Raw genomic sequence first — 22,359 nt, 5'->3', positions numbered from 1 at the left:
GTGGTTCAGAAAATCCTATTTATTGAGGATGACGATTTCAATCGAGAAGTTATCACTGAATACCTTCAGTTGCAAGGGTATGACGTTTGCGCTTTACCCCATGGGTTAACCATTAAACGAGACCTCGCCGACTTTCAACCTGACTTGATTCTGCTGGATCTCAAATTACCAGAAGTTGATGGCTTTACCTTGATCGAAAAACTCAAGAAATCCCAATGGGCAACAATCCCTATAGTTATCCTTTCTGCCTACTCCTTCCCAGCAGACAAAAAGCGAGCTCTCAGACTAGGAGCTCGTCGTTATCTAGTCAAACCAGCGCTTCTCAGAGAAATAGAACAAGCCATAGAGGAAGAAATAACCAATTGATATCCAGTCCGCTTTTTTTGTCATTTGTCTTGAGAGCCACAAGGCTGAGCCGCCTGCAAAACACTCTTGTGGTATACAATACCGATGGTACCGGAGATGATATGAGTTTGAAGTCTTAGGCAGGACTTACGCAAAACTCGGCCACAAAGGTGCTTCCACAAAAGCGCTTGGTTAGTTAATAACGCACCCTACAGATAGGGTTGTTGCGTAAGTCCTGTTAGGGAAATCATTGACCCCTTTGGGGAATTCAAAATTCAAAATTAAAAATTAAAAATCTAGAAGCGATGCAGCGCGGTCTTGGGGAGGCAGCGCGGTCTTGGGGAGGCAGCGCGGTCTTGGGGGTTTCCCCCACTCGCTATTGCCGTGGTCTCCCCCGGAGACGAAACCTGATTACGTTGAGCCTTTATGGTTGGTAGGTTATGCAAAAAAGGGTTAAAACTTGAGGCGCGACCCCGTAATTTAATTCTTCAAGCGGAAAGCGCGCCTCCATTGATTAAGGCGAGCCTGTCTTACGGTAACTATCGCCAAAGGCGACGCTTGGCCGTAGGCCACGCCAAAGGCGAACGCGAACAAACCACTCGCTATTGCCGTGGTTTCCCCCACTCGCTATTGCATCAAGACATTGAACAAATTTTGAATTAATTAATTCCGGGTACAAGCCCCCCGGGGAATTAAAAATTAAAAATTAAAAATTAAAAATCTAGAATTGTCCGAATCATTTTGAATTAATAATTTTGAACTTTGAATTGGAGCGTTCGCGCAGCGTGACCTACGGTCAAGCGACTTGACATTTATTGTCCATCAGTCATGGAATTAGTTTTTTTTGATTCTGCTGTAAGATAAATTACTCAAGGATTTGGCTCAGGTTCTCTATAGACCGTCCCATCTTAGCAATTTTTTATTCTGTCTGAGACAGTCCGAGAACTGCATTTTGAAGTTGGTTAGCTAGACTTTGAATCTCTTCTCGATAACGGTTTTATAGTTCTTCCACGTTCATGATTTATTAATGATAACTTAATCTACACTATCAAGGATTAGGTTTGCGTTAGGGTTTACGTTCGAGTTTACGTTTATGTTTACTTTCGTTGCCACCTGATTATTATTTATTAGTTTAAAACATCTAAACAACGGTAAAAAAAATAAAAAAAATCGACATTTATACCCCTAAATACTTATCAATATTAGCAGAAATGTTGAATGATAGTTAAAAAACTAGACAAATAGCCTCTAATTTGATAAAATAGAGGCCAAATAAAAATATAATAATGTTGCTTAAATGATATCAAATTTTCCACAAATCATCAAAAAACACCTAGGAAAACTACCTACTGATGATTATCCAGTCCTCAATACTTTCCTGTCTTGATGCAGTCGCTCATGGGGGAAACCCCCAAGACCGCGCTGCATCGCTATTTGTATCAACCTGGTTAGAATTTGTATTAGACCAAAGTCAAACTAGTATGAGGAGTTTATTTAAGCGTTTGAATGTACGTGGCATAGATGTAGACATATCGACTTTCTCTAAGGCGAGCAAAGTGAGAAATCCAATGTTGTTTTATAATTTGTTAATTCAATTAAGAAAAGCTCTACATAAAAGCCCAAAAGTAGGGAAGAATAAATTAGCATTATTTCCGATTGATTCGACCATAGTAACATTAACAAGCAAGCTTTTATGGAGCCAAGGCTTTAATCAAGTAAAATTATTCAGTGGCTTAAATTTATTAACAGCAGAGCCAGGAGGAATAATGATTCATTTTGGTCAAGGTCATGATAGTAAATATGGGGATAACACAATAGAATCAACTCCAGAAAACGGAGTTGGCGTAATGGATAGAGGATTTGCGAGCTTGGAGAGGATAAAAAATCTAAAGACCAAATATAATCGTTATTTTGTATTAAGAATTAATCAGAACTTTCAGCTAGAAATGTTATCAAATGGGCAGGTTCTAATCGGAACCGGAAAAGATCAAATAGAAGCTAGAGTAGTCAACTTTTGTGACCTCGAAACTAAAACTGAATTTAGACTAGTGACTAACCTACCAGAAACAGGTGAATCAGAAATAAGTAATGAAGATATTGGAGATTTTTATCGTTGGCGCTGGCAAATAGAGTTATTCTGGAAATTTTTGAAGATGCATCTAAAACTCGACAGATTAATCACAAAAAATATCAATGGAATTGAGATACAAATATATAGCTGTCTAATTGGTTATGTTTTATTACAATTAGTGGTGATTCCAAAATGTTTCGGTAAAAAAACATTAGATAAACTACGATATTTACAAGCTTTTATGTGTGAAAATATTAGCTATGTACATTGGTTTGATAAGATGGTGTTCTCGTGAACCTATCTGGCGTGTTATAGGTGTAGTGTATCTAATTTTAGGTACATAACTCTTGGAATTCAACATTTATGCAATATTAGTAATTTATGATATCATAAATTACTAATATTGATAGCAAGTTTTTTAGTTGATTTGCCAATAAGTTTATCAACTAATTAAGAAGTAAAAATATCAACAAAAAATGCTAATTATAAGCAAGTTTTTGGTTTGATAAAAAAACCGGATTGGTCAAGACGATATAAACTGTATATTTTGTCATTTAATTACTAACCAAACCCAGATTACTAAAGATTGTGTGAAGTAGATGGCCTAAACTATAAAAAACAATCAAAAATGATGAAGATTGCGATCGCTCAACTCAACCCCACCATTGGTGATATTACAGGCAACGCTCAACGGATTCTTGAAGTAGCCAACACTGCTGCGAGTCAGGATGTGCGTCTGTTGCTGACACCAGAATTATCCTTGTGTGGCTATCCACCACGAGATTTGCTGCTCAATCCCAAGTTTCGAGAGTCGATGACTACACAAGTGCAACAACTAGCTCAGCAGCTACCATTGTCTCTAGCTGTTTTGGTGGGGACAGTAACACCGAATACCAAAGCAGAGCTTGCTGGTGGCAAACCTTTATATAACAGCATTGCTCTACTAGAGGGGGGAAAAGTACGGCAGATTTTTCACAAGCGACTCTTGCCCACCTATGATGTTTTCGATGAAAACCGCTACTTTGAACCAGGACGGGAGAGTAATTCCTTCACCATTGATCACCAGCCATCAGCAATCACAACTCAGAATGCCCACTCTCCAATTAAAATCGGTGTTACCATTTGCGAAGACTTGTGGAACGATGAAGAGTTTTGGGGCAAACGCAGCTATCAAGTCAATCCGATCACAGACTTAGTTCAACAGGGTGTAGACCTAGTGGTAAACTTGTCCGCCTCACCCTATAGCGCGGGTAAACAGAAAACTCGGGAAGCAATGTTGCGCCATAGCGCTAGCCGTTACCATACACCTATCCTCTACGCCAATCAGCTAGGAGGCAATGATGACCTGATATTTGATGGGTGTAGTGTAGCATTTAATCAGGCTGGTGAGATGGTATGTCGCGCCCGTGCCTTTGAAACAGACTTAGTCATTTTGGAATATGACCGAGAAACACACGATCTGGTCACCCCACCAGAAACAACTATAGAGTCTCCACCATCGGCAGCAATAGCACCAGCCCCAGCCAGCCTAGACGAAGAAATTTGGTCAGCCTTAGTCCTAGGAGTCCGAGATTACACCCGTAAGTGTGGTTTTAAAAAAGTAGTAATTGGTTTGAGTGGTGGGATTGATTCTGCTCTTGTAGCTGCTATTGCCACCGCCGCCTTAGGACCAGAGAATGTCTTGGGGATTCTCATGCCTTCTCCCTACAGTTCTGACCACTCCGTCAAAGATGCTCTCTCTTTAGCACAAAACCTAGGTATTAAGACTCACACCCTAGCCATTGGTTCCTTGATGGAAGGGTTTGACCAAACCTTAACCTCTCTATTTGCTGGGACAGAGTTCGGTGTGGCTGAAGAGAATATTCAATCCCGAATTCGGGGCACCTTACTGATGGCGATCGCTAATAAATTTGGCTATCTCCTGCTTTCTACTGGCAACAAGTCAGAGATGGCAGTGGGTTACTGTACCCTCTATGGTGATATGAATGGTGGATTAGCTGTAATTGCCGATGTTCCCAAAACCCGGGTCTACTCCCTATGTCGGTGGCTAAATTCTAGGGCAGAGGAGTCCCAGGTTAATCAGAAGTTGCAGGTTAGTACGCTCAATCTTGAACCTTCAGACTCCTCTTCTAAGCTTCAAGCTGATCAGCGTCAACCTGCTAACCTAACTGACTCGAACGCCAAAGGCGAACAACCTTTAAGCCAAACAGAAATTATTCCTGCTAATATTCTAATCAAGCCCCCCAGCGCTGAATTAAAACCTGGTCAAGTAGACCAAGATTCCTTGCCATCTTACGATATCCTAGATGATATTCTCGAGCGACTGATCCAGCAGCACCAAGCCCCGGAGCAAATTATTGATGCAGGTCATCAGCCCGAAGTGGTTCACAAAATCATCCGACTAGTCGCTCGTGTTGAATTTAAGCGCCGACAAGCCCCGCCAGGCTTAAAGGTTACTGACCGCGCCTTTGGTACTGGCTGGCGGATGCCAATTGCTAGTCGTTGGCTATAGCATTAGTCTATTAATGATTAGTCATTAATCATTAGTCATTAGTCTTTGGTCTTTGGTCTTTGGTAATTAGTCATTGCTAAAGACCAGAAGACTTATTGTTGACGACAATGGACTAATACTGGACTAATAACTAATCACTACCTAGCCAGGGAAGTCTTGTTCAAGAAATCCATAATAGAATAGCAGTTTCGTGATCGAGTAAGTGGGACGGTAAAAATAAACGTAATAGTCTGGTTGTTGACTGTTCACAGTCTATAGAACCCATTTGATAGAAACTAGGATTGATTGAAAAAGGGTACAGGAATCCCCCCTAACCTTAATAAGGGGGGTAGGTAACAGTAGGAAAGAGCTCCAAGTATTTTTTTGGTGTTATGGTAAGCATTCAGCTATCAGCTATCAGCTATCAGCTATCAGCTATCAGCTATCAGCTATCAGCTATCAGCTATCAGCTAATGCGCTACGCGCACGCTACGCGAACAGCTTTGGAATAAAACAAGTAAGCATTGGAATAATGCTGAGTTACCTCACAGCGTCGTTCGCACAGCGTGGCCAAACGCGCACGCGTGGCCGTTCGCGTAGCGTGGCCAAAAGGCCAAAAGGCCAAGGCCAAAGCCTGTGCCACAAGGCTGACGGCATTAGGCTGACGGCATTATGCTTACTTGTTATGACAAATCAGCATTGGGTTTCATGATTTATTTGGAAATACTAGATGACGTTTACTGTCAGCAGTGAACAGTCAAGGATCAACAAAAAACCTGGTCAATTGGAGCTAAACGGTAAGCCTTCAGGGCTCAGCTGCTCAGGAGTCAGCTAAAGCATCGACCCAAACTTAGGTATTTGGGTCTGGATGGGAGTAGATGATGGGAGTACATAAGTATTCGGGCGAGAATGTTCTTTCTTAAAGGTTGGTTGATTCAAGATTGCTTGTAGCTAAGGGCTGATTAGGAATGGCTGAATTCTGTTCGCGTAGCGTGCGCGAATGCGCATATGCTGAATGCTGACATCGTATTAATTTGCTTATTAATTTACTGGTGCAGTTGGTTAAAATTATGGTGAAAGGGTAAGAGGGAGAGGTAAAAATAAAAATTTCCCTCTATCTTGACTAGTTAAATTGAAATTTTTCGCCATTTTGGAATGAATTTGTTTAATCACAATCGCTATAATTTCACCAATTCCTACTGCTAGATTGTTGAAATTTGTGCTACACTCTTACCCGATGTATTTGAACCTAGACGCAGCAATTAATAGGGATCCTCTGATTGTATCTCCCGAAACTCTAGTAACAGAGGCAATTGCCCGCATGATCCAGTTCGACTCTAGTTACGTACTCGTCCAGTCGCAACTGTCATTAGTAGGCATTTTTACTGAGCGAGATTTGCTAAAGGTCATAGTCGAAGGGATTGGGCTTTCTGGACTAGCGATCGCTGACGTGATGACCACAGAATTAATTACACTACCAGCCACTGAAGTCGAGAATGTCGAGAATATAGTCAAGCTACTGTCTCGATTGCGCCAACATCGGATTCGTCATCTACCAGTTGTAGAGGATAGTGGACGACCGACAGGTATCATTACAGAAAATAGTTTGCTGCAAGTGCTAGAACCAGCAACAATGTTGGCTACTAATCAACAGCTGGTAGACGGAGTTAATCAGCCCACGGCTCAACTAGAAGCCACAAATCAGGAACTAGAAGCATTTGCCTATTCAGTATCCCACGAGTTAAGCGCTCCACTACGAAGGATTAAGAGTTTTATTAAGGTTCTATCAAAGGACTATCATCACCAGTTGGATCTCAAAGGACAACACTATCTCCAACGTATATCTGCTAACAGTCAGCATATGTGGAAACTCATTGAGGATTTGCTAGAGCTTTCGAGAGTTAGCGGTGACCCGATGCACTACCAGCAGGTTGATTTGAGCAAGATGGTTGCTGAAATTAGGTTAGAACTCACACAAACCCAACCTGAACGGAGCGTGGAATGGGTCATTGCCAAAGGAATTCAGGCTTATGGAGATAGTACGTTGCTCCGGATTGTTTTACAGAATCTACTCCACAACGCCTGGAAATACACATCCCATCATCCCCAAGCCAGGATTGAATTTGGAGTTTGCCCATTGTCCGCACCTCAGACAGGGGGGCAAGAGCAAACTAGTGATGAAGCGATCGCCTATTTTGTCCGGGATGATGGAGCTGGCTTTGATCTGGCTGACGCTGACAGATTATTTATCCCTTTTGTACGCTTGCACAACGAAGCCGAGTTTACTGGCAATGGCATTGGACTCGCTACTGTAAAGCGTATTATTCACCGACATGGTGGCAGAGTCTGGGCTAAAAGTGCAATTGAACAAGGAGCAACGTTTTATTTTACCCTTCCACCCTTCAAAAATTATTCGCTATAATAACACCATTGCTTGGTCTCCTCCACACCTAAAAACGTAAGCATTCAGCCGTCAGCCGTCAGCCGTCAGCCGTCAGCCGTCAGTGGTCAGTGGTCAGCTTATTTTATTCAAAAGCACCGATTGCGCTACGGGCACGCTGCGCGAACAGTAGCGTGGCCATTCCCGTAGCCTGGCCTTTGGCTGATAGCTGATAGCACCGATTGCGCTACGGGCACGCTGCGCGAACAGTAGCGTGCCCGTAGCCCATTAGCTGATAGGTGATAACTGATAGCTGAATGCTTACCTAAAAACTATTGCAATCACTACTGATCTAATGATTAGCAATAGTTAAATTACAATTGATGATCTGTGTGCAAACATAAAAATGACAAAATGGCAGCCATGTGTTTCATTTTTATGATAATACAGGCTTTAAGATGGCTTTGGTAATTATGGCGCTTAGGCAATTTAAGCTGTTAGGAATTGAATTTACAGAAATCGCAGCTTGTTTGCCCCCCTGCTTGACGCGGGGGGTGAAAACAAGTTAGGGGATGCACACCCCTGGTCTACTTTCTTTGTGATTAGGAGGTGATATAACTAGTGCAATACGGGACAAAGAAAATATTATTATCTGGATTATTGTCTGGGAACATACCAGATGAAACTAATGACCTACTTGTTTTCTGGTGTGAACAAGCCAACAACCTGTACAAGCAGGCTTGGTAGGCAGTAAGACAGACTTATTTTGAAAACTGTGAGTATTACACTTACTTTGATGCTTATGACATGTACCGAGTTGGTCCCAAAGACGGCGTTGCTTAATAATGTAATGATTTTAATAGTAGGTGCGCGCCTCCAAGGCCGCGAGCAATCCCTCGCGGCCTTGGGTCGCACCTGTGGAATGGGCATCTTGCTTAGGTGCGCTCTTACTTGGCGAATTAAATTCGCCACGGGTCGCACCTGTGGAATGGGCATCTTGTGTGGAACTGGCATCTTGCCAGTTTCAATATATTGTCGGGCGGGCAGGATGCCCACTCTACTCCTATTCATTACTTGATTCAGAAACGCCGAGAATACAAGAGTATTAAGGTTAGCTATGGTCAACTTTGCAAAGCAAAGATTTCAAGGATAATCCGCACTACAAAGCACTAGGTGTTAACCAAGTTCTAGTCTAAGGAGACTTTAGGAGAAGCCATTTATCGGTTGGGATTAAACCTAAACTTACCTGAGTTCGACATAACCAACTATCCGGCAATTGAGGAGTCAGTAGTCAGGAATCAGTAGTCATAATAATTGATTTTCCATCCAGGAATTTTTAATATAAATTTGCTTGGTAATCCACTAATCGTTATTGATACTACCACTAACCTTGCTAAATTATTATCCTGATTTCTGAATTATGTATTCTGTATACTCCTCAAAACCAGCCAATTCAGGTAATGACATCGATTTGAGTTAAAAATTAGCCATAAATGTGTAGATGATGAGATTAGTAATATCATAATCCAAAAGCTTTCTAATCAAGTAGAAACTTATTGAACAATAGATAGGACATATCAATGAATAAACCACTGCGAATTTTGATTGTCGAAGACTCAGAAGATGATGCTGAGTTGCTGGTGGTTGAACTAAAAAATGGTGGCTACGAAGCAATTTATGAACGAGTGGAAGCACCAGGAGCAATGAACGAAGCCTTAGATAATAAGGGGTGGGATCTTGTGATTGCTGATTACTTCATGCCTAAGTTTAGCGCCATTGGTGCCTTACTACTCTTACAAAAAAAAGGGTTAGACTTACCGTTTATTATCGTCTCCGGCTCGATTAAGGAAAATATGGCAATCGCTGCTATGAAAGCGGGAGCCCATGACTATTTACTTAAACACCAGTTAGCACGATTAGTTCCGGCGGTGGAGCGGGAGTTAAGAGAAGCAAAGGTGCGCAAAAATTACCGGAAGGCAATCAAGAGGTTACAAGACCTGACGTTTTATGACGAATTAACCGGTTTGCCTAATCGGACATTGTTTTTATACTACCTGCGCCAGTGGTTTAAGCCAGTACAGCCAACTCACAATCGCAAATGTCTACCGATGGCATACCCGATTATACCAACTCTTTGCTGGGATGAACCAATTGTTGGAAACACTCAGAAGGATAATGTATTTGCTGTGCTATCTCTGACTCTCAGTCGCTACGGAATTATCCAATACAGTCTAGGTGATCTACTCAGTGAACAACTCCTAGTTGCTACTGCTCAACGCTTACAGGAATGCATCGGTGATCAGGATATATTGGCACGGATGGGAGAGAATAAATTTGCGATTTTGCTCTCGAATATCCAAGACTTAGCTCAGGTGAAAGAGACAGCTGAGCGTATCCATCAGGAGATTTCCATCCCATTCGATCTCAATGGGCGAGTTGTGTCTTCTAATTGCTACATTGGTATTGTCCTGAGTACCATGGGGTATGAGCAACCGAAAGATTTGCTGCGAGGGGCAGATACGGCGATGTATTATGCCAAATTAGAGGGGAAAGGAGCCTCAGAAGTTTTTCATCCTAGTATGCAAAAGAGAGCTATTGAGCGACTACAGTTAGAAACCGACTTACAACAGGCAATTAAATACGAAACATTGCATCTGAATTATCAACCAATAGTGTCCCTGACAACCGGCAAAACTATTGGTTTTGAAGCCTTGGCCAGGTGGCAGCACCGCACTCGCATCAAGGTTAGTCCTAGTGAGTTTATTCCGGTAGCAGAAGAAACAGGACTAATTATCCCCCTTGGTGAATGGATTTTACGGGAAGCCTGCAAACAGTTAAGCCTTTGGCAAGACCAGTTTCCTGATTATTCTTCTTTGAGTATCAGTGTGAATCTGTCTGGTATTCAACTCAACCAACCCCAGCTGATTGACCAGATTGACCAAATCTGCACCACGTTAGAATTGAGTGGGGCGAACTTGAAGCTGGAAATTACTGAGAGTGTGTTGGTAGATAATGCCTCAGTTGATAGCACTATCTTGCATAAACTCAAAGACAGAAATATAAAATTGTGTATCGATGATTTTGGCACCGGATACTCATCGTTTTCCTATCTAAATGATTTGCCAATTGATATCATTAAAATTGCTCGTTCTTTTATTAGCCAAGGATTTACAAAAAATGGTAAAAATTTTGATACGGTAGAAGCGATTGTAAATCTAGCTAAAAAACTAAAAATTCAGGTAATTGCTGAGGGTATAGAAACCCAAGAACAAAAGGATATTTTGCAAGATTTAGGCTGTGAATATGGACAAGGATTCTTATTTGGTGAAGCCCTCACTGCGGAAACGGTGACCAATTTGATGTTAACCAAGCCAGATAGGTTTTGGTAATCGCTATAGTAGGAATTAAGACAAGCAAAAGGGTATCCCCCAATACTCACCGACGATCGGGGGGCAAGCTTGGATGTAAAAGAGGCTAAACATGAAACCTGACTTGGAAAACAGATCCTACACTGCAAGAGCTGACCATAGACTAGGTTATTCAGTCTTGAGCACTTCTTACCACTCAGGACAATGGGCGTTGCTGAATCAAGTAATGAATAGGAGTAGAGTGGGCATCCTGCCCGCGCGAAAATCTCTTGAAACTGGCAAGATGCCAGTTCCACCAAGATGCCCATTCTACAAAACTCTTAAAATCATTCCATTATTCAGCAACGCCGGAAAATGCACTCAAGAGAATGGACTGAGCACTCAAAACTCAGCACTCAGTTTGCTTAAACGTTTACTAATTGCCACAGCGGTGCTGTTGGCTGTTGTCCCTACCACGACTAGTTGCAGTCTACTGGAACGGCAGCCTCGGTCAAACTCTACCTTGGTCTACAAAGGACCAGTAAGGCAGGAGGTGAAAGCTGGTTCATTGATACCAGGGACTGATATTCGGTACATCAGTAGGACGGAGGAGAAAACTGCTGAAGTGTTGATCAATGGACAACGGGCATTCAAGCGCAGTGGTGACTCTCTAGACTGGACTGGAAGCCCTCTGAGGGGAGTCGAAATGGGCCTGAACCAACGGGTATTAGTTTATAGTGAGGAACGCCTACAAGCTGGTGGTAGTGTTAGTCTAACGGTAGATGGGGTATCTTCTAAACCTGGTTGGGTACCGCAGGTACCGGACAAAACAAACCCCAGTCTAGTGGTTTACAAGGTTCCAGTTTTATACCGAGTCAAGCAGGGAGAAACAATTCCTGGAACCACTTTGAGTTATACCGGCAAAACTGAACAAGGTGCGCAGTTGGGTGGATTACCGACCGGAGAGTCTCCTTACCGCCAACGGGGTGACTCGATTAGTTGGCGAGGGGAATTACGCCCTAGAGTTTATCTCGATTTAGTAGTACGTACTGCCTTCTATAACGAAGACCGTCTGAGTGTGACTGGCTTTGCAACAGTTATCCTAGCAATCGGTGGTTGACGGTGGTTCGCCCTTGGCGTCCCTTTTTGGAGTTTGGATGTTAGAGTTAAGGGTTGAGATGGCTACTTGAATGGCGGGAAGACCCTACATTGGTCGATGGACAAATCTAATGCGATCGCAACTGAAAATCAGCATGCCCTGAAAAAACTGGCGTCGGCAGTAGAAGCCTCTCAGGGACAGTTCAAGCTGATTTTAGCCCGCTGCAATTATATCAGGGTGCGTTTCCGTTTGGTAGCGCAATTACCAACACTCTGCTCGGTTGACATTAATACCGTAACCCTTAAGCCATCGGACAACGTGCTCTATGACACCATTCGGTCAATACTGGCAGAAGAACGCCCTAGTGCTGTGATGGTGTTGGGCTTAGAATCGGTGCAGAATCTAGCACAGATGCTGAGTGTGACTAATCAAGTGCTCGAAGAGTTTCAGAAAAATCTTCCTTTCCCCTTGGTGTTATGGATTACAGATGACGTTCAGCAGCAACTGATCCAGTTTGCTCCAGATTTCGAGAGTTTGGGGACACGGATAGAATTTGCGATGTTCCTTGGGAACCGCTACGCGAACGCAACAGAAACCTTAATTACTGAACTCAAAGAGACTACCGATGCTATCTTTGACTATATTTTAAAATCAAACAGTATAGCATACTTTGTACCTACTGATATAGGTATTCTACGTCACCGGGAAATTGATGCTGCTCTGAAGGATTTACAGCATCGCGGTGAAACCCTTGAACCTGCTCTCAAAGCTAGTATAGAATTCCTTCGTGGTCAAGAGGCTTATGCTAACTATCAGTTGGGTAGTGCAGTAACTCACTATGAGCAAAGTTTGGCATTTTGGCAACCAGCTCAAACAGAGACTGAGAGATCGGGAGATCAGGAGATCACGAGATCAGGAGATGGGGAGAGTCGGAACAATGTTTCTTCATCTAATTTAGATAACTTAGAAGATGTAAATAGCTTAGAATATCTAGATAATTTAGATGATATAAATAGCTTAGAATATCTAGATAACTTAGAGGATATAAATAACTTAGAAAACGGAAGTGATACTACGGTAAATGAGATTACCGTTTCTGATCAGCAATTCCTGGAGCGTCAGGGAATCGTCCTGTTTTACATTGGGTTGTGTTATTTCCAGCAGGGGGAAAAGTCTCGGGAACCAGAAAACTGTCTCTATTGGAACGATGCTAGAGGATTATTCCAGCAGTGTCTTGATCGGTTTGAGCAGTTGAATCGTCATGATTTAGTCACGAAGTTTATCAATCAACTAGGTGAGGTGATGCAACGCCTAGAGGATTGGGATGATTTGTATCACTTGGCTCACAATGCCCTCGGGTTACAGCAACGCCAAATCCTATTAGGGGCGCAAGGTCTGGCACCACTAAAAGCCCAAGCTTACGGATTTTTAGCAGAAGTGGCTCTTAACCAATCTCGTTGGCAAGAGGCTAAGCAAAATGCTCAGAAAGCATTAGATACGATAGCGACAGTTTCCTCTGGTGTTGCAGAACAGGGCACAGAGGAAACACAGGAAACACAGGAAACACAGGGCACAAAACCATCTCTTAACTCAGGAGTCAGCATTCAGGACAATGCACTCCAGACCATGCACTCACTTCAAACCAGTCTGTATCTACTACTGTTAGCTCAATCTGAGCAACGGCTAGGTGAAGCTGAAGCTGCACTCCAACATCTAGAACAGGCAAGGGTTATTGCACCTGAGGATAATCCTCGGTTTTACACTCGGATTTTGCAGGGATTGCGATCGCGTAGCGGTCGGTTAGGGAAATCGCTTTATTTCCAGCAGGGGCAGTATCTCCAAGCTTTCCAACTTAAGCAATATCAACAATCGTTAGCGCAACAGTATGGTTGGGGAGGGTTTATTGGTGCTGGTGGATTACAGCCACGACAACAGATAAAGTTGGTGGGTTTGCCAACAAATTTGATTGGAGCGCAACGCCTTGCCCCCCTAGAGGATGAAAATCCAGAAACTATAGCGCTAGAAATTGCCCACTCTGGGCGACAGCAGGATGTCAATCGATTGATTGAACGGATTGGAAGCAATGATTACAGGCTAATTGTGATTCATGGGAAATCCGGGGTGGGCAAGAGTTCTCTGGTGAATGGGGGATTAGTACCAGGGTTGAAACAGACTGTAATTGGTACAGAAGATGTGTTGCCTGTAGTGATGGCAGTCTATAGCAATTGGGTAGAAGAATTGGGACGGTTATTGGTAGAGGCATTAACCGGAATAAATATAGAGACATTGCATGGAACATCTCTACAAAGCCCAGATGCTATTATACAGCAATTGCGGCAAAATGAACAGCACAATTTGCGGACAGTACTGATTTTTGACCAGTTTGAAGACTTTTTCTTTGTTTACCTGGATAAAGCTCAGCGACGGCAATTTTTTGAATTCCTAGAAGAGTGTGTTACTAGTCCGTCAGTTAAGGTGATTCTGTCGATGCGGGAGGATTATCTCCATTATTTACTGGAGTGCGAACGCGCACCATGGTCGGGTAGCGGTAATCCCATGGCCAGTATGGACATTATTGGCAATGACATATTAAGTAAGCATGTGCGCTATCCTTTAGGGAATTTTTCCGGAGATGATGCCAAGTCCGTGATTGAGCAAGTAACTAAACAATCGTCTTTTGACCTGGAACCAGCTTTGATTGAAGAATTGGTACAGGATTTAGCTGGGGAATTCTCGGAAGTACGTCCGATGGAATTGCAGATAGTAGGAGCGCAATTGCAGGCGGAAAGTATTACTACCCTGGAACACTATTGGGAACGGGGTTCAAAGCCAGGATTGATGGCGCGGTATGTGACTGGAGTAGTGGAAGATTGTGGACCAGAGAATCAGCAGGTGGCGGAACTGGTGCTATATTTAATAACAGATGAAACAGGCAATCGTCCCCTGAAGACAAAAGCTGAGTTAGCTAATTATTTAGGAACAGAAGCTGATAAATTAGAGTTGGTATTAAGGATTTTATTAGAGTCGGGATTGGTAGTTAAGGTACCCGATACTGTTGCTGACCGCTATCAATTATTCCATGATTATCTGGTTTCTTATCTACGACAACCAGCACTGAATTTAGATGAGTTAATAACAAAACTAAAACAAGCTGATCAGGCTAAGCAGGGATTGGCAAACTCTAACCAAAAAGCCAGCCATCAGATTAGGATTGGGTCAGCAGTATTGAGCCTGACATGGGTTAGGTAAAGGGTGCATCTCATTAAAGTTGTTTGACACGGTGGTGGAATGGGCATCTTGCCCGTTACAATTTTCGGACGGAGTGTCCCAACACTGGCTACCGAGAAAATGAGGGCGAGCCCGTCTTATCACGCACCCTACGCAACTAATCGCTGCTCTAGCGGTTAAAATCAGGAGTAAGTTGAAAAACTACTATGTTAGACCTAAATCTTGAGAGTGACGAATGCCCTCACTTAGACGCTTGGAGGAAAAACAAGAAGATTTGGAAGAAACCTATCAAAGGTTACGCAAAAAGTTGAAGAGGCTCAGGAACAGCTATGCTATTGAAACTGATACAGCAGTGAAGTTTAAGCTAGAGGAAGACATTGAAGAATATGAAGAAAAGCTTGAAGCAATAGAACAAGAACTTGATGATATAGAGGAAAAAATCGAAAACTCTCAGAGAGGCAATCATTCTCAGGCTATAAACAAACCTCAAAATGTTGATACCTTATATAAAGTGTTGTTCAAGTTGGGGTATTGGCAGCAACAACAGCTATTTGAAAAAATTGTCAGAACCCATCAAGAATCTCACGGTGCATTTCTCATTCATGGTAAGTCCCATGACTATGGTCAACGATGGTTAGCGAATCGATTAGCATTTAATGCTGCCCGAAACTTGGCAGGTAAAACTATCCTTATTGATCTAAACAGAAGATCTTTAAGGACTGATATGTCCAGTATTTGGGAAGAATTTGCAGGGAGAATTAGTTTGGCAGAAGAAAGCTCTCCTGGTGAGATTGTGACTGGATTGTTAAAGTTATGGCAATCACAGCATGTTTTGATCTGTTTTAACAATGTCGATGAATCTATTGAAGATAATTTGAGAGATTTAATTGATAATTTATGGACTGGGCTAGTTCAAACAATATCCCAACATCAACCAAGTCGATTTAAGTTATTAATCTTTTTTCTAGATTATCAAGGATTGGTCAGGTCTTGGAATATTGCTTTCGTCACTGATTACCAACCTGATTTTAAAACTAGACTTCCCTTTGAATTGCCAGAGATTATCCCCTTTGGTCGCGAAACTATTAGAACTTGGCTCGATCACCAAGAAGACCATTTACCAGAGAGTCTTTCCCTTGATAAAGAGGAAACTGTTAAACTAATTTTGGCAAAGAAAGGCATTCCAGAGCCTACGTTTCGTAAAATTTGTGCTCTCTGCGGCTGTAATTGGTATGAACAGGAGAAAAAATGGTTGCGCCTGTAAATCAAGATTATCCTAAATACACGGGTAGAGTTCAACCCAAAAAGTCTGGAGAAACCTATCAGGGCAAACTAATTTATCCCTATCTTCCTAGCAAAGAATTAATAGACGCAGTGAATTTAGCGATTTACTTAAAGCGTCCACTACTACTAAGGGGTGAGCCTGGATGTGGTAAAACCAAATTAGCGATCGCAGTAGCCTATGAGTTAGGACTGCCTTTCGAGGCTTGGTATATCAAATCAACTAGCCGAGCCAAAGATGGACTCTATACCTATGATACCGTGGGCAGGTTGCGGGATGCTCAATTGGCGGCGTCTGGTTCCTTGACACAGGCAGAAAAGCAACGATTTGATGATCCAAGGTCCTATGTGCGTCTGGGACCACTGGGACGAGCCTTTAATAATGACAAACCTACGGTAGTATTGATTGATGAAATTGATAAAGCTGATATTGATTTCCCTAATGACTTGCTTCTAGAACTTGAGGAAAAAATTATTAAAGTTGAAGAAGTGAGAGTCGGTGATCAAGAAATGGAAATCAGTGCCAAAGCGGCACCGATTATCTTTATCACGAGTAATGATGAGAAGGATTTACCGGATGCTTTCCTACGCCGGTGTTTATTCCACTACGTTAAATTTCCTAAATACGAGCAGATTGTGGGGATTGTCAAGGCTAGATTTCCGGATATTGCCGATCAACTGACCAAAAAATCCGTTTCCCGATTTTTAGAATTGCGTGAATTAATGGCAGAGGAAACCGGACGATCTACTAAAAAAGTAAGTACCAGTGAGTTATTGGACTGGATTCAGGCCCTAAAGCAAGATACTCTGGAAGAGGCATTACGAAAATTATCCCAAAAACCGCTTCCGTATTTAGAAGTATTGCTAAAGAGTTGGGAAGCACATATTAGTTATCTCAGGCTAAGTGAGGATACCGAATGAATGAGCCAGCACTGCTAGAGTTATTCAATCGTCTCCGAGAAGCAGGACTACCCTTAGGGTTAGAGGAATATCACCTGTTGCTCCAAGCAGTGGATGGTGGTTTCGGTAAGGATGACCGCAATGCCTTAGCTCAACTTTGTTCTACCCTTTGGGTTAAATCTGATCAGGATCAACTTATCTTTCAAGAGTATTTTGACCAGTTCATCCCCGAAGATACTAGACAAGACATTGATGCCAATACCAAACAGCGTAAACCTGTTCGACGGATTTGGTACATTATTTTTGGAGTTATTGCTTTCTTAGTAACAGCTATTGTAATTCCTTTCTTATGGTCAACACTACTGCCACAAAATCCTGGTACTTTAAGCTTTAAAACTATTCCATTTTCTAACTCCCTTGGCAATATACAAGAGAATGACAAAAATCCAACAATTATAATTGTTCGTACTGGTGGAAGTAGAGGTGAGGTCAGTGCATCAATTATTATTGATGAAACAGATGATTATTATGAAGGACGATCATTGGATTATTGGAAATTGATTAGAGAGGAAACAGACGATATTTTTATAAAAATAAAAGCATCACTTAAAGACTTTGAAAAAAATTCTATTAATGTAACATTTGCTAATGGTAAATCTGGATTAAAAGAAGTTCCTATTACTATTTTATATGACAAAAATTACGAGGGTAATGAGCCAATTACTCTGCGATTAACTAACCCTCAAGGGCAAGTCAAAATAAATCCACAAGACACTGCTACGTTGACTATTACTGATTCAGAAGATTTAGACTTATTTGGTTGGTTTTATTCTTTAGTAGAATCTTTAGTAGAACGGTTTGGTTCTTGGTGGGAACTTGGTCTGATTATAATTGCAGGCTTGTTGACCCTACTGATTGTTGTTAAAATGAGAAATCTGCGCCAAATAATTAGTGCTTCTGATCACGAAGATACTGAATATCTGACCAATTTACCGATAGCTAAACTTTCCCCTAAAGTTATTCAGACCCTATTTGACGAAATACAAGTTGCCAAAGCAATCAAACAGCCTGAGAGTGAGCTGGGAGAGACTTTCCTGATTATAAATAACGATCTTCCGGTTACCTATCGGCAAATGAAGCAAGGGTGGCGCTATCTGCGACATTTGATGGGAGAGGGGGTACCAACGGAACTAGACCTGGAAGCAACCGTAGAGCAAATTGGACAACAGGGTTTTTTACTCAATCCGGTAGTAAAACCTCGTCGCATCAATAAGATAGAGCTTTTATTACTGATCGATCAAGATGGCTCGATGGTACCTTTTCATCACCTCTCACAAGCACTGGTGGATACAGCCTCAAGAGGTGGACGTTTTAATCAGGTCAGGGTTTATTATTTCCATAACTGTCCTAGTGACTATCTTTACCAAGATCCATACCACCTAGAAGCAGTACCAATTGAAGATTGTCTGTCACAACTGCCAAAAATACGAGTAGTTTGCTTAATCTTTAGTGATGCCGGGGCTGCTCGTGGACAGTTTAGTTCTAGGCGTCGTCGTCGCACCAAATTTTTTCTGAAGGAGTTAAAACACTATGTACCTCCCATTGCTTGGCTTAATCCTTTCCCCCGTGACCGTTGGGAATCCACCACTGCTGAAGAAATTGCCAAGCTAGTTCCTATGTTTGAAGTTAATCGTCAGGGATTTGATCAAGCCATAGAGATATTGCGTGGACGGGATCAAAAATTAGGAAAATCAATCCGTTAATTATGACTCAGGCTAGTGCATCTACAACTGAAATTGCTTCACCAGACATTATCCATAGAATTCAATCCTTTAGGGATAAATTTGGTGACCCACATCTGTATTTCGCATATCATGCCGCCTTTCCCATTGCTCTGACACCTGATCTACTCTATTGTCTGTGGGCTAACTTTCAGCAAGATATACAAGGTGACAATTTAAACATCCCTTGGATAGCAGTGGCAGATTTACTACTATCCCCTCTGTGTCATGAAGTGGGACATGAGCTATACGAGATGGAGTTGGAAACACGAAATGTATTGCTCGAGGAACTCAACAGTAATCCTCGATTTAACAGAAATAATCATCAGCGCATTAAAATGCTAGCTCATTTTCTGCTGGCTTATATAAAACCACAACTGAATAGTCCCAAGAATTCTGTTCGGACTATTGCTCAAGCTCAACGGTGGACTGCCCTAGCATATATTTCTCCTGAAGCAGCAGCTCGTGACTTAGCCTTACAACTGACCCAATTAAGTCTAGATCAAAAAACAGAGTGGGTGCGAATGTCTAAGCTGGCTGAAACACTAGCTACTCCCCTCAGGGAAGGGCAATTCGAGCATTTGCTAATTTACTTGCAAGGAATGCGGGATTTGGCTCGTGGCCATGAACAACGAGCAGCATCTAAGTTTGACCAGTTGCCAACCCCCAATAATTGCCTAGTAGTGGCAGGAGTGACTTTACCTATTCCAGAATTTGAGAAGTCAGTTTGGACTATTAATACTGTTAAAGTCCATCCTCCTTCCTTACATCCATTGGAGTTTGAAATGGCTGAACTGATTAAACAACCTAGATTTATGGGATTGGGTTCAAAATGGGTGATCAATTGTTATTGGGGTCAGGCAGACGTTTTTTATGAACAACTGGGAGAGCATAGTTTAAGTGTATTGGAAATGGTGCAGATCCCAGGAGGGGAATTTCAAATGGGCTCACCCGAGAAAGAGGGAGACTATCGAGAAAAACCTCAACATCTAGTTAACGTTGCTCCATTTTTCTTGAGTAGATTTCCTGTGAATCAGGCGCAGTGGAAAGCTATTGCCAGGACAGATAAAGTTAGGATTGATTTACCACCTGCTCCCTCACGCTTCCCAGGTGAAAACCTGCCAGTAGAAGGGGTTACCTGGTTCGAGGCAATTGAGTTTTGTGAACGCTTGCAACTACAAACAGGTAGACCCTATCGCTTACCCAGTGAAGCAGAATGGGAATATGCCTGTCGTGCTGGCACAGCTACTCCTTTTCACTTTGGTGAAACCATTTCTCCCAAAGTAGCAACTTATGATGGCACTCAAGAATACCGTTCTGGACCAAAGCGTTATTACTATTTTAGTCAACAGACAACGGAAGTTGGCTCTCATCAAGCAGCCAATGCCTTTGGACTAGAGGATCTCCATGGTAATGTCTGGGAGTGGTGTGCTGACCACTGGTATGATAACTATATCAATGCGACCGTAGACGGAACTGCTAGGATAAGCAATTATAGAGCGTCAAATCGAGTGATCAGAGGTGGGTCTTGGATTGACATTCCAAACGTGTGTCGTTCTGGTTATCGCAATGGTGTTTCTCCTGAAAACAGGATTCTCACCATTGGTTTGCGAGTCGCTTTGTCTAGTTAAGTCGAAAATTCAGCTTAAATCACACGCAATTTCGCGTTTTGATTATAAATAACTTTTGAGTGAACAGTCAATATGAGTATTCTATCTGAACTTCAAAGTAGGAAAATCGGATTAATAGAATTAATCTCAATGGGGTTTGAGGTTTATCTGAAAAACTTGAAACCTATCCTACTGGTATTTTCTACAATATATTTACCTTTCATGATAATTATGTTAGCTGTGTCATTTTCCATTCAAAATAATCCTTCAGGATTGTCATTGGTATTACAGGTGTTCTTTTATCTTGGGTTATTTGTTTTTTCTATATTTCAAAATATCTATTTTATAGCCATATCAGTTATTACCGAAAATTATGTTCACGGAAGAAATACTAGCTATCAGAGTGTAGTCAACAAAATATTGGCCATCCTAGTTCCCCTATTCTTCCTAGGTGTTCGTTATTTTATTAACATTTATCTGCGATTGCTGCTACTTATCATACCAGGTATAATTTATGCAATCAATAATGCATACTATGGGTTTGCTTTTATTCTCAGAGACCAAAGGGGAACAGCTGCTTTCGCTTACAGTCGCTCTATAGTTAAAGGTAATTGGTGGAGAGTATTATTCTTCAGTTTTTTAGTTATGCTTATTGCCTTTGGATTACAAACAATCTTTAGTAAATTATTTAATATTATTCCTATTCTAAACGATTTTTGGGTTTCCTTACTTTCACAAACCTTACCCCAATTTATCGTGATAGGTATTGGCATTGGGAGTATACTGCTATTTCTTAACTTGGATTTTCAGAAAAGTTTGGAAAGCTGATTACAGCTTAATCCTATATAATTCAACCAAGCTTTTCTTCAATTTCCTCAATCTGCAACTCAAGTTGATCAAGTTCCCCTTGTTCTTTTTCTATATCCATATCTAACTTAAATTCAGTACTAGGGTCATTGGCAATAGCACGTTCGTTACGCAATGTAAGGAGTTTTCCTCTGACTCTATCATAAGGCTGTTGTAAATCTTCCAATTTTTGCTCAAGGCGACGACGCTTTCGAGGTGTTAATGGTTTATAATTCGTCAAAATTTGCCCCAATTGCGGTAATTCAGACCAAAATTGATTCAAAACCTGAGTAGGAACTAAAAATCCGGCTTTAACATTCTCTCTACGCTTCTCTGCTGCTACTGCCATTCCCACCACTCCTGCTAACTCCTCATCCCACACAGGAGCACCGCTAAATCCTGGCTCAACTTGATACCCAGGCACTTTAATATCTTCTATCTGTAGCCAGCCTTTGGCATTTTTGTCTCGCAATACTGCCGATGCCCATACCCCATGATCATGCCCTTTGGGAAAGCCAAAAACCCTAATCAAATGGTTCCACAAATCCTCGGCTGTCACTAAATGCACTGGTTGAGCGGAATCAGGTAATTTACTATTGAGCCTTAAGCCAGCAATATCTTCAATTACTTCAGTGTCCGAAACAGGTTTCCAAAACACCACACTAGCGGTTAGTTTCTGACCGGGAGCAATCAAGGGAAAATCCAAGTTAATGGGTTCACTAGGAGCGTCTTGAGTAGTTTGTAAAATTCCCAAGGCTTCAGTAATGACATGAGCACAGGTTAGCAAATAGCCGTTAGATGCTAAAAATCCTGCTCCCACAACTGCGCCATTGCTATGATAAATTCTAACAATAGACCTCTCCAAAAAACAAACTTATGGTAAAATAAGATAAAATTAATCACTTTTATCAACCTCAAAAACCATGAGCTACACTTGGAACTACATCCAAAAAAATCCTAAACAAACAAAAAGATTGCTA

The 22,359-nt window shown here is 41.8% G+C and carries 16 protein-coding genes and 1 pseudogene; 16 read left to right on the top strand and 1 reads right to left on the bottom strand.

Annotation, left to right across the window (positions count from 1 at the left end; translation table 11 throughout):
- The 16 genes and pseudogenes from F6K64_RS31525 to F6K64_RS31450 all read left to right on the top strand — a co-directional run bounded on the left by F6K64_RS31525 (position 1) and on the right by F6K64_RS31450 (position 21,361).
- Entirely contained in the window at positions 1-366 is a 366-nt protein-coding gene (locus tag F6K64_RS31525) for a response regulator (protein ID WP_008179375.1), read from the top strand.
- Positions 367-650: 284 nt separating this feature from the next.
- Positions 651-782 carry a hypothetical protein gene (locus tag F6K64_RS31520; RefSeq protein ID WP_267871982.1) on the top strand — a complete coding sequence of 44 codons (132 nt, stop codon included), beginning with the start codon at positions 651-653 and terminating at the stop codon, positions 780-782.
- On the top strand, positions 772-1,008 hold the full coding sequence (locus F6K64_RS31515; protein WP_154659668.1) for a hypothetical protein: 237 nt from the start codon (positions 772-774) through the stop codon (positions 1,006-1,008). Before F6K64_RS31520 ends, F6K64_RS31515 begins: the two co-directional genes overlap by 11 nt.
- Positions 1,009-1,642: 634 nt before the next feature.
- Positions 1,643-2,711, top strand: a pseudogene (locus F6K64_RS31510) (IS4 family transposase).
- A gap of 336 nt (positions 2,712-3,047) precedes the next feature.
- A complete protein-coding gene (locus F6K64_RS31505; RefSeq protein WP_008179380.1) occupies positions 3,048-4,928 on the top strand; it encodes an NAD+ synthase in 1,881 nt (626 codons plus the stop codon).
- Between the two features lie 1,198 nt (positions 4,929-6,126).
- Positions 6,127-7,329, top strand: coding sequence for a sensor histidine kinase (locus tag F6K64_RS31500; RefSeq protein ID WP_131826932.1), 1,203 nt, complete (start codon positions 6,127-6,129; stop codon positions 7,327-7,329).
- A gap of 12 nt (positions 7,330-7,341) precedes the next feature.
- Positions 7,342-7,497 carry a hypothetical protein gene (locus tag F6K64_RS31495; RefSeq protein WP_154659669.1) on the top strand — a complete coding sequence of 52 codons (156 nt, stop codon included), beginning with the start codon at positions 7,342-7,344 and terminating at the stop codon, positions 7,495-7,497.
- A 656-nt stretch (positions 7,498-8,153) separates the two neighbouring features.
- The gene (locus F6K64_RS31490; protein WP_131826933.1) at positions 8,154-8,396 is read left to right on the top strand and encodes a hypothetical protein; all 243 of its coding nucleotides are present in this window, start codon (positions 8,154-8,156) and stop codon (positions 8,394-8,396) included.
- Between the two features lie 471 nt (positions 8,397-8,867).
- A complete protein-coding gene (locus F6K64_RS31485) occupies positions 8,868-10,676 on the top strand; it encodes a GGDEF domain-containing response regulator (RefSeq protein ID WP_008179388.1) in 1,809 nt (602 codons plus the stop codon).
- Positions 10,677-10,881: 205 nt separating this feature from the next.
- Complete coding sequence (locus F6K64_RS31480) at positions 10,882-11,754, top strand: hypothetical protein (protein ID WP_287267443.1); 873 nt, start codon at positions 10,882-10,884, stop codon at positions 11,752-11,754.
- A gap of 96 nt (positions 11,755-11,850) precedes the next feature.
- Complete coding sequence (locus tag F6K64_RS31475) at positions 11,851-14,982, top strand: nSTAND1 domain-containing NTPase (protein WP_287267441.1); 3,132 nt, start codon at positions 11,851-11,853, stop codon at positions 14,980-14,982.
- 214 nt (positions 14,983-15,196) lie between these two features.
- A complete protein-coding gene (locus tag F6K64_RS31470) occupies positions 15,197-16,225 on the top strand; it encodes a hypothetical protein (RefSeq protein WP_287267440.1) in 1,029 nt (342 codons plus the stop codon).
- On the top strand, positions 16,210-17,163 hold the full coding sequence (locus F6K64_RS31465) for an AAA family ATPase (RefSeq protein WP_287267439.1): 954 nt from the start codon (positions 16,210-16,212) through the stop codon (positions 17,161-17,163). Before F6K64_RS31470 ends, F6K64_RS31465 begins: the two co-directional genes overlap by 16 nt.
- Positions 17,160-18,905: a Calx-beta domain-containing protein gene (locus F6K64_RS31460; protein WP_287267437.1), complete on the top strand. Its 1,746-nt coding sequence runs from the start codon at positions 17,160-17,162 to the stop codon at positions 18,903-18,905. The genes F6K64_RS31465 and F6K64_RS31460 overlap by 4 nt, the downstream gene beginning before the upstream one ends.
- 2 nt (positions 18,906-18,907) lie before the next feature.
- A complete protein-coding gene (locus tag F6K64_RS31455) occupies positions 18,908-20,554 on the top strand; it encodes a formylglycine-generating enzyme family protein (protein WP_287267435.1) in 1,647 nt (548 codons plus the stop codon).
- 72 nt (positions 20,555-20,626) lie between these two features.
- Positions 20,627-21,361, top strand: a complete 735-nt coding sequence (locus F6K64_RS31450; RefSeq protein ID WP_287267433.1) for a hypothetical protein — start codon at positions 20,627-20,629, stop codon at positions 21,359-21,361.
- A gap of 22 nt (positions 21,362-21,383) precedes the next feature.
- Here the strand turns inward: F6K64_RS31450 and F6K64_RS31445 are convergent, their stop codons facing one another.
- Positions 21,384-22,244: a S1 family peptidase gene (locus F6K64_RS31445; RefSeq protein WP_287267430.1), complete on the bottom strand. Its 861-nt coding sequence runs from the start codon at positions 22,242-22,244 to the stop codon at positions 21,384-21,386.
- Positions 22,245-22,359: the final 115 nt, after the last annotated feature.

It is taken from the genome of Moorena sp. SIO3A2 (assembly GCF_010672265.1).
GTDB lineage: Bacteria > Cyanobacteriota > Cyanobacteriia > Cyanobacteriales > Coleofasciculaceae > Moorena > Moorena producens.
Note: the sequence above shows the minus strand (reverse complement) of the source record. Positions and strands in the feature narration are given on the sequence as shown.

Bases quoted from the DNA above. Each gene is read 5' to 3' on its own strand.
- F6K64_RS31485 (WP_008179388.1), top strand. From the start codon at position 8,868: ATGAATAAACCACTGCGAATTTTGATTGTCGAAGACTCAGAAGATGAT.
- F6K64_RS31450 (WP_287267433.1), top strand. From the start codon at position 20,627: ATGAGTATTCTATCTGAACTTCAAAGTAGGAAAATCGGATTAATAGAA.
- F6K64_RS31455 (WP_287267435.1), top strand. From the start codon at position 18,908: ATGACTCAGGCTAGTGCATCTACAACTGAAATTGCTTCACCAGACATT.
- F6K64_RS31520 (WP_267871982.1), top strand. From the start codon at position 651: ATGCAGCGCGGTCTTGGGGAGGCAGCGCGGTCTTGGGGAGGCAGCGCG.
- F6K64_RS31475 (WP_287267441.1), top strand. From the start codon at position 11,851: ATGGACAAATCTAATGCGATCGCAACTGAAAATCAGCATGCCCTGAAA.
- F6K64_RS31470 (WP_287267440.1), top strand. From the start codon at position 15,197: ATGCCCTCACTTAGACGCTTGGAGGAAAAACAAGAAGATTTGGAAGAA.
- F6K64_RS31465 (WP_287267439.1), top strand. From the start codon at position 16,210: ATGGTTGCGCCTGTAAATCAAGATTATCCTAAATACACGGGTAGAGTT.
- F6K64_RS31505 (WP_008179380.1), top strand. From the start codon at position 3,048: ATGAAGATTGCGATCGCTCAACTCAACCCCACCATTGGTGATATTACA.
- F6K64_RS31515 (WP_154659668.1), top strand. From the start codon at position 772: ATGGTTGGTAGGTTATGCAAAAAAGGGTTAAAACTTGAGGCGCGACCC.
- F6K64_RS31460 (WP_287267437.1), top strand. From the start codon at position 17,160: ATGAATGAGCCAGCACTGCTAGAGTTATTCAATCGTCTCCGAGAAGCA.
- F6K64_RS31480 (WP_287267443.1), top strand. From the start codon at position 10,882: ATGAATAGGAGTAGAGTGGGCATCCTGCCCGCGCGAAAATCTCTTGAA.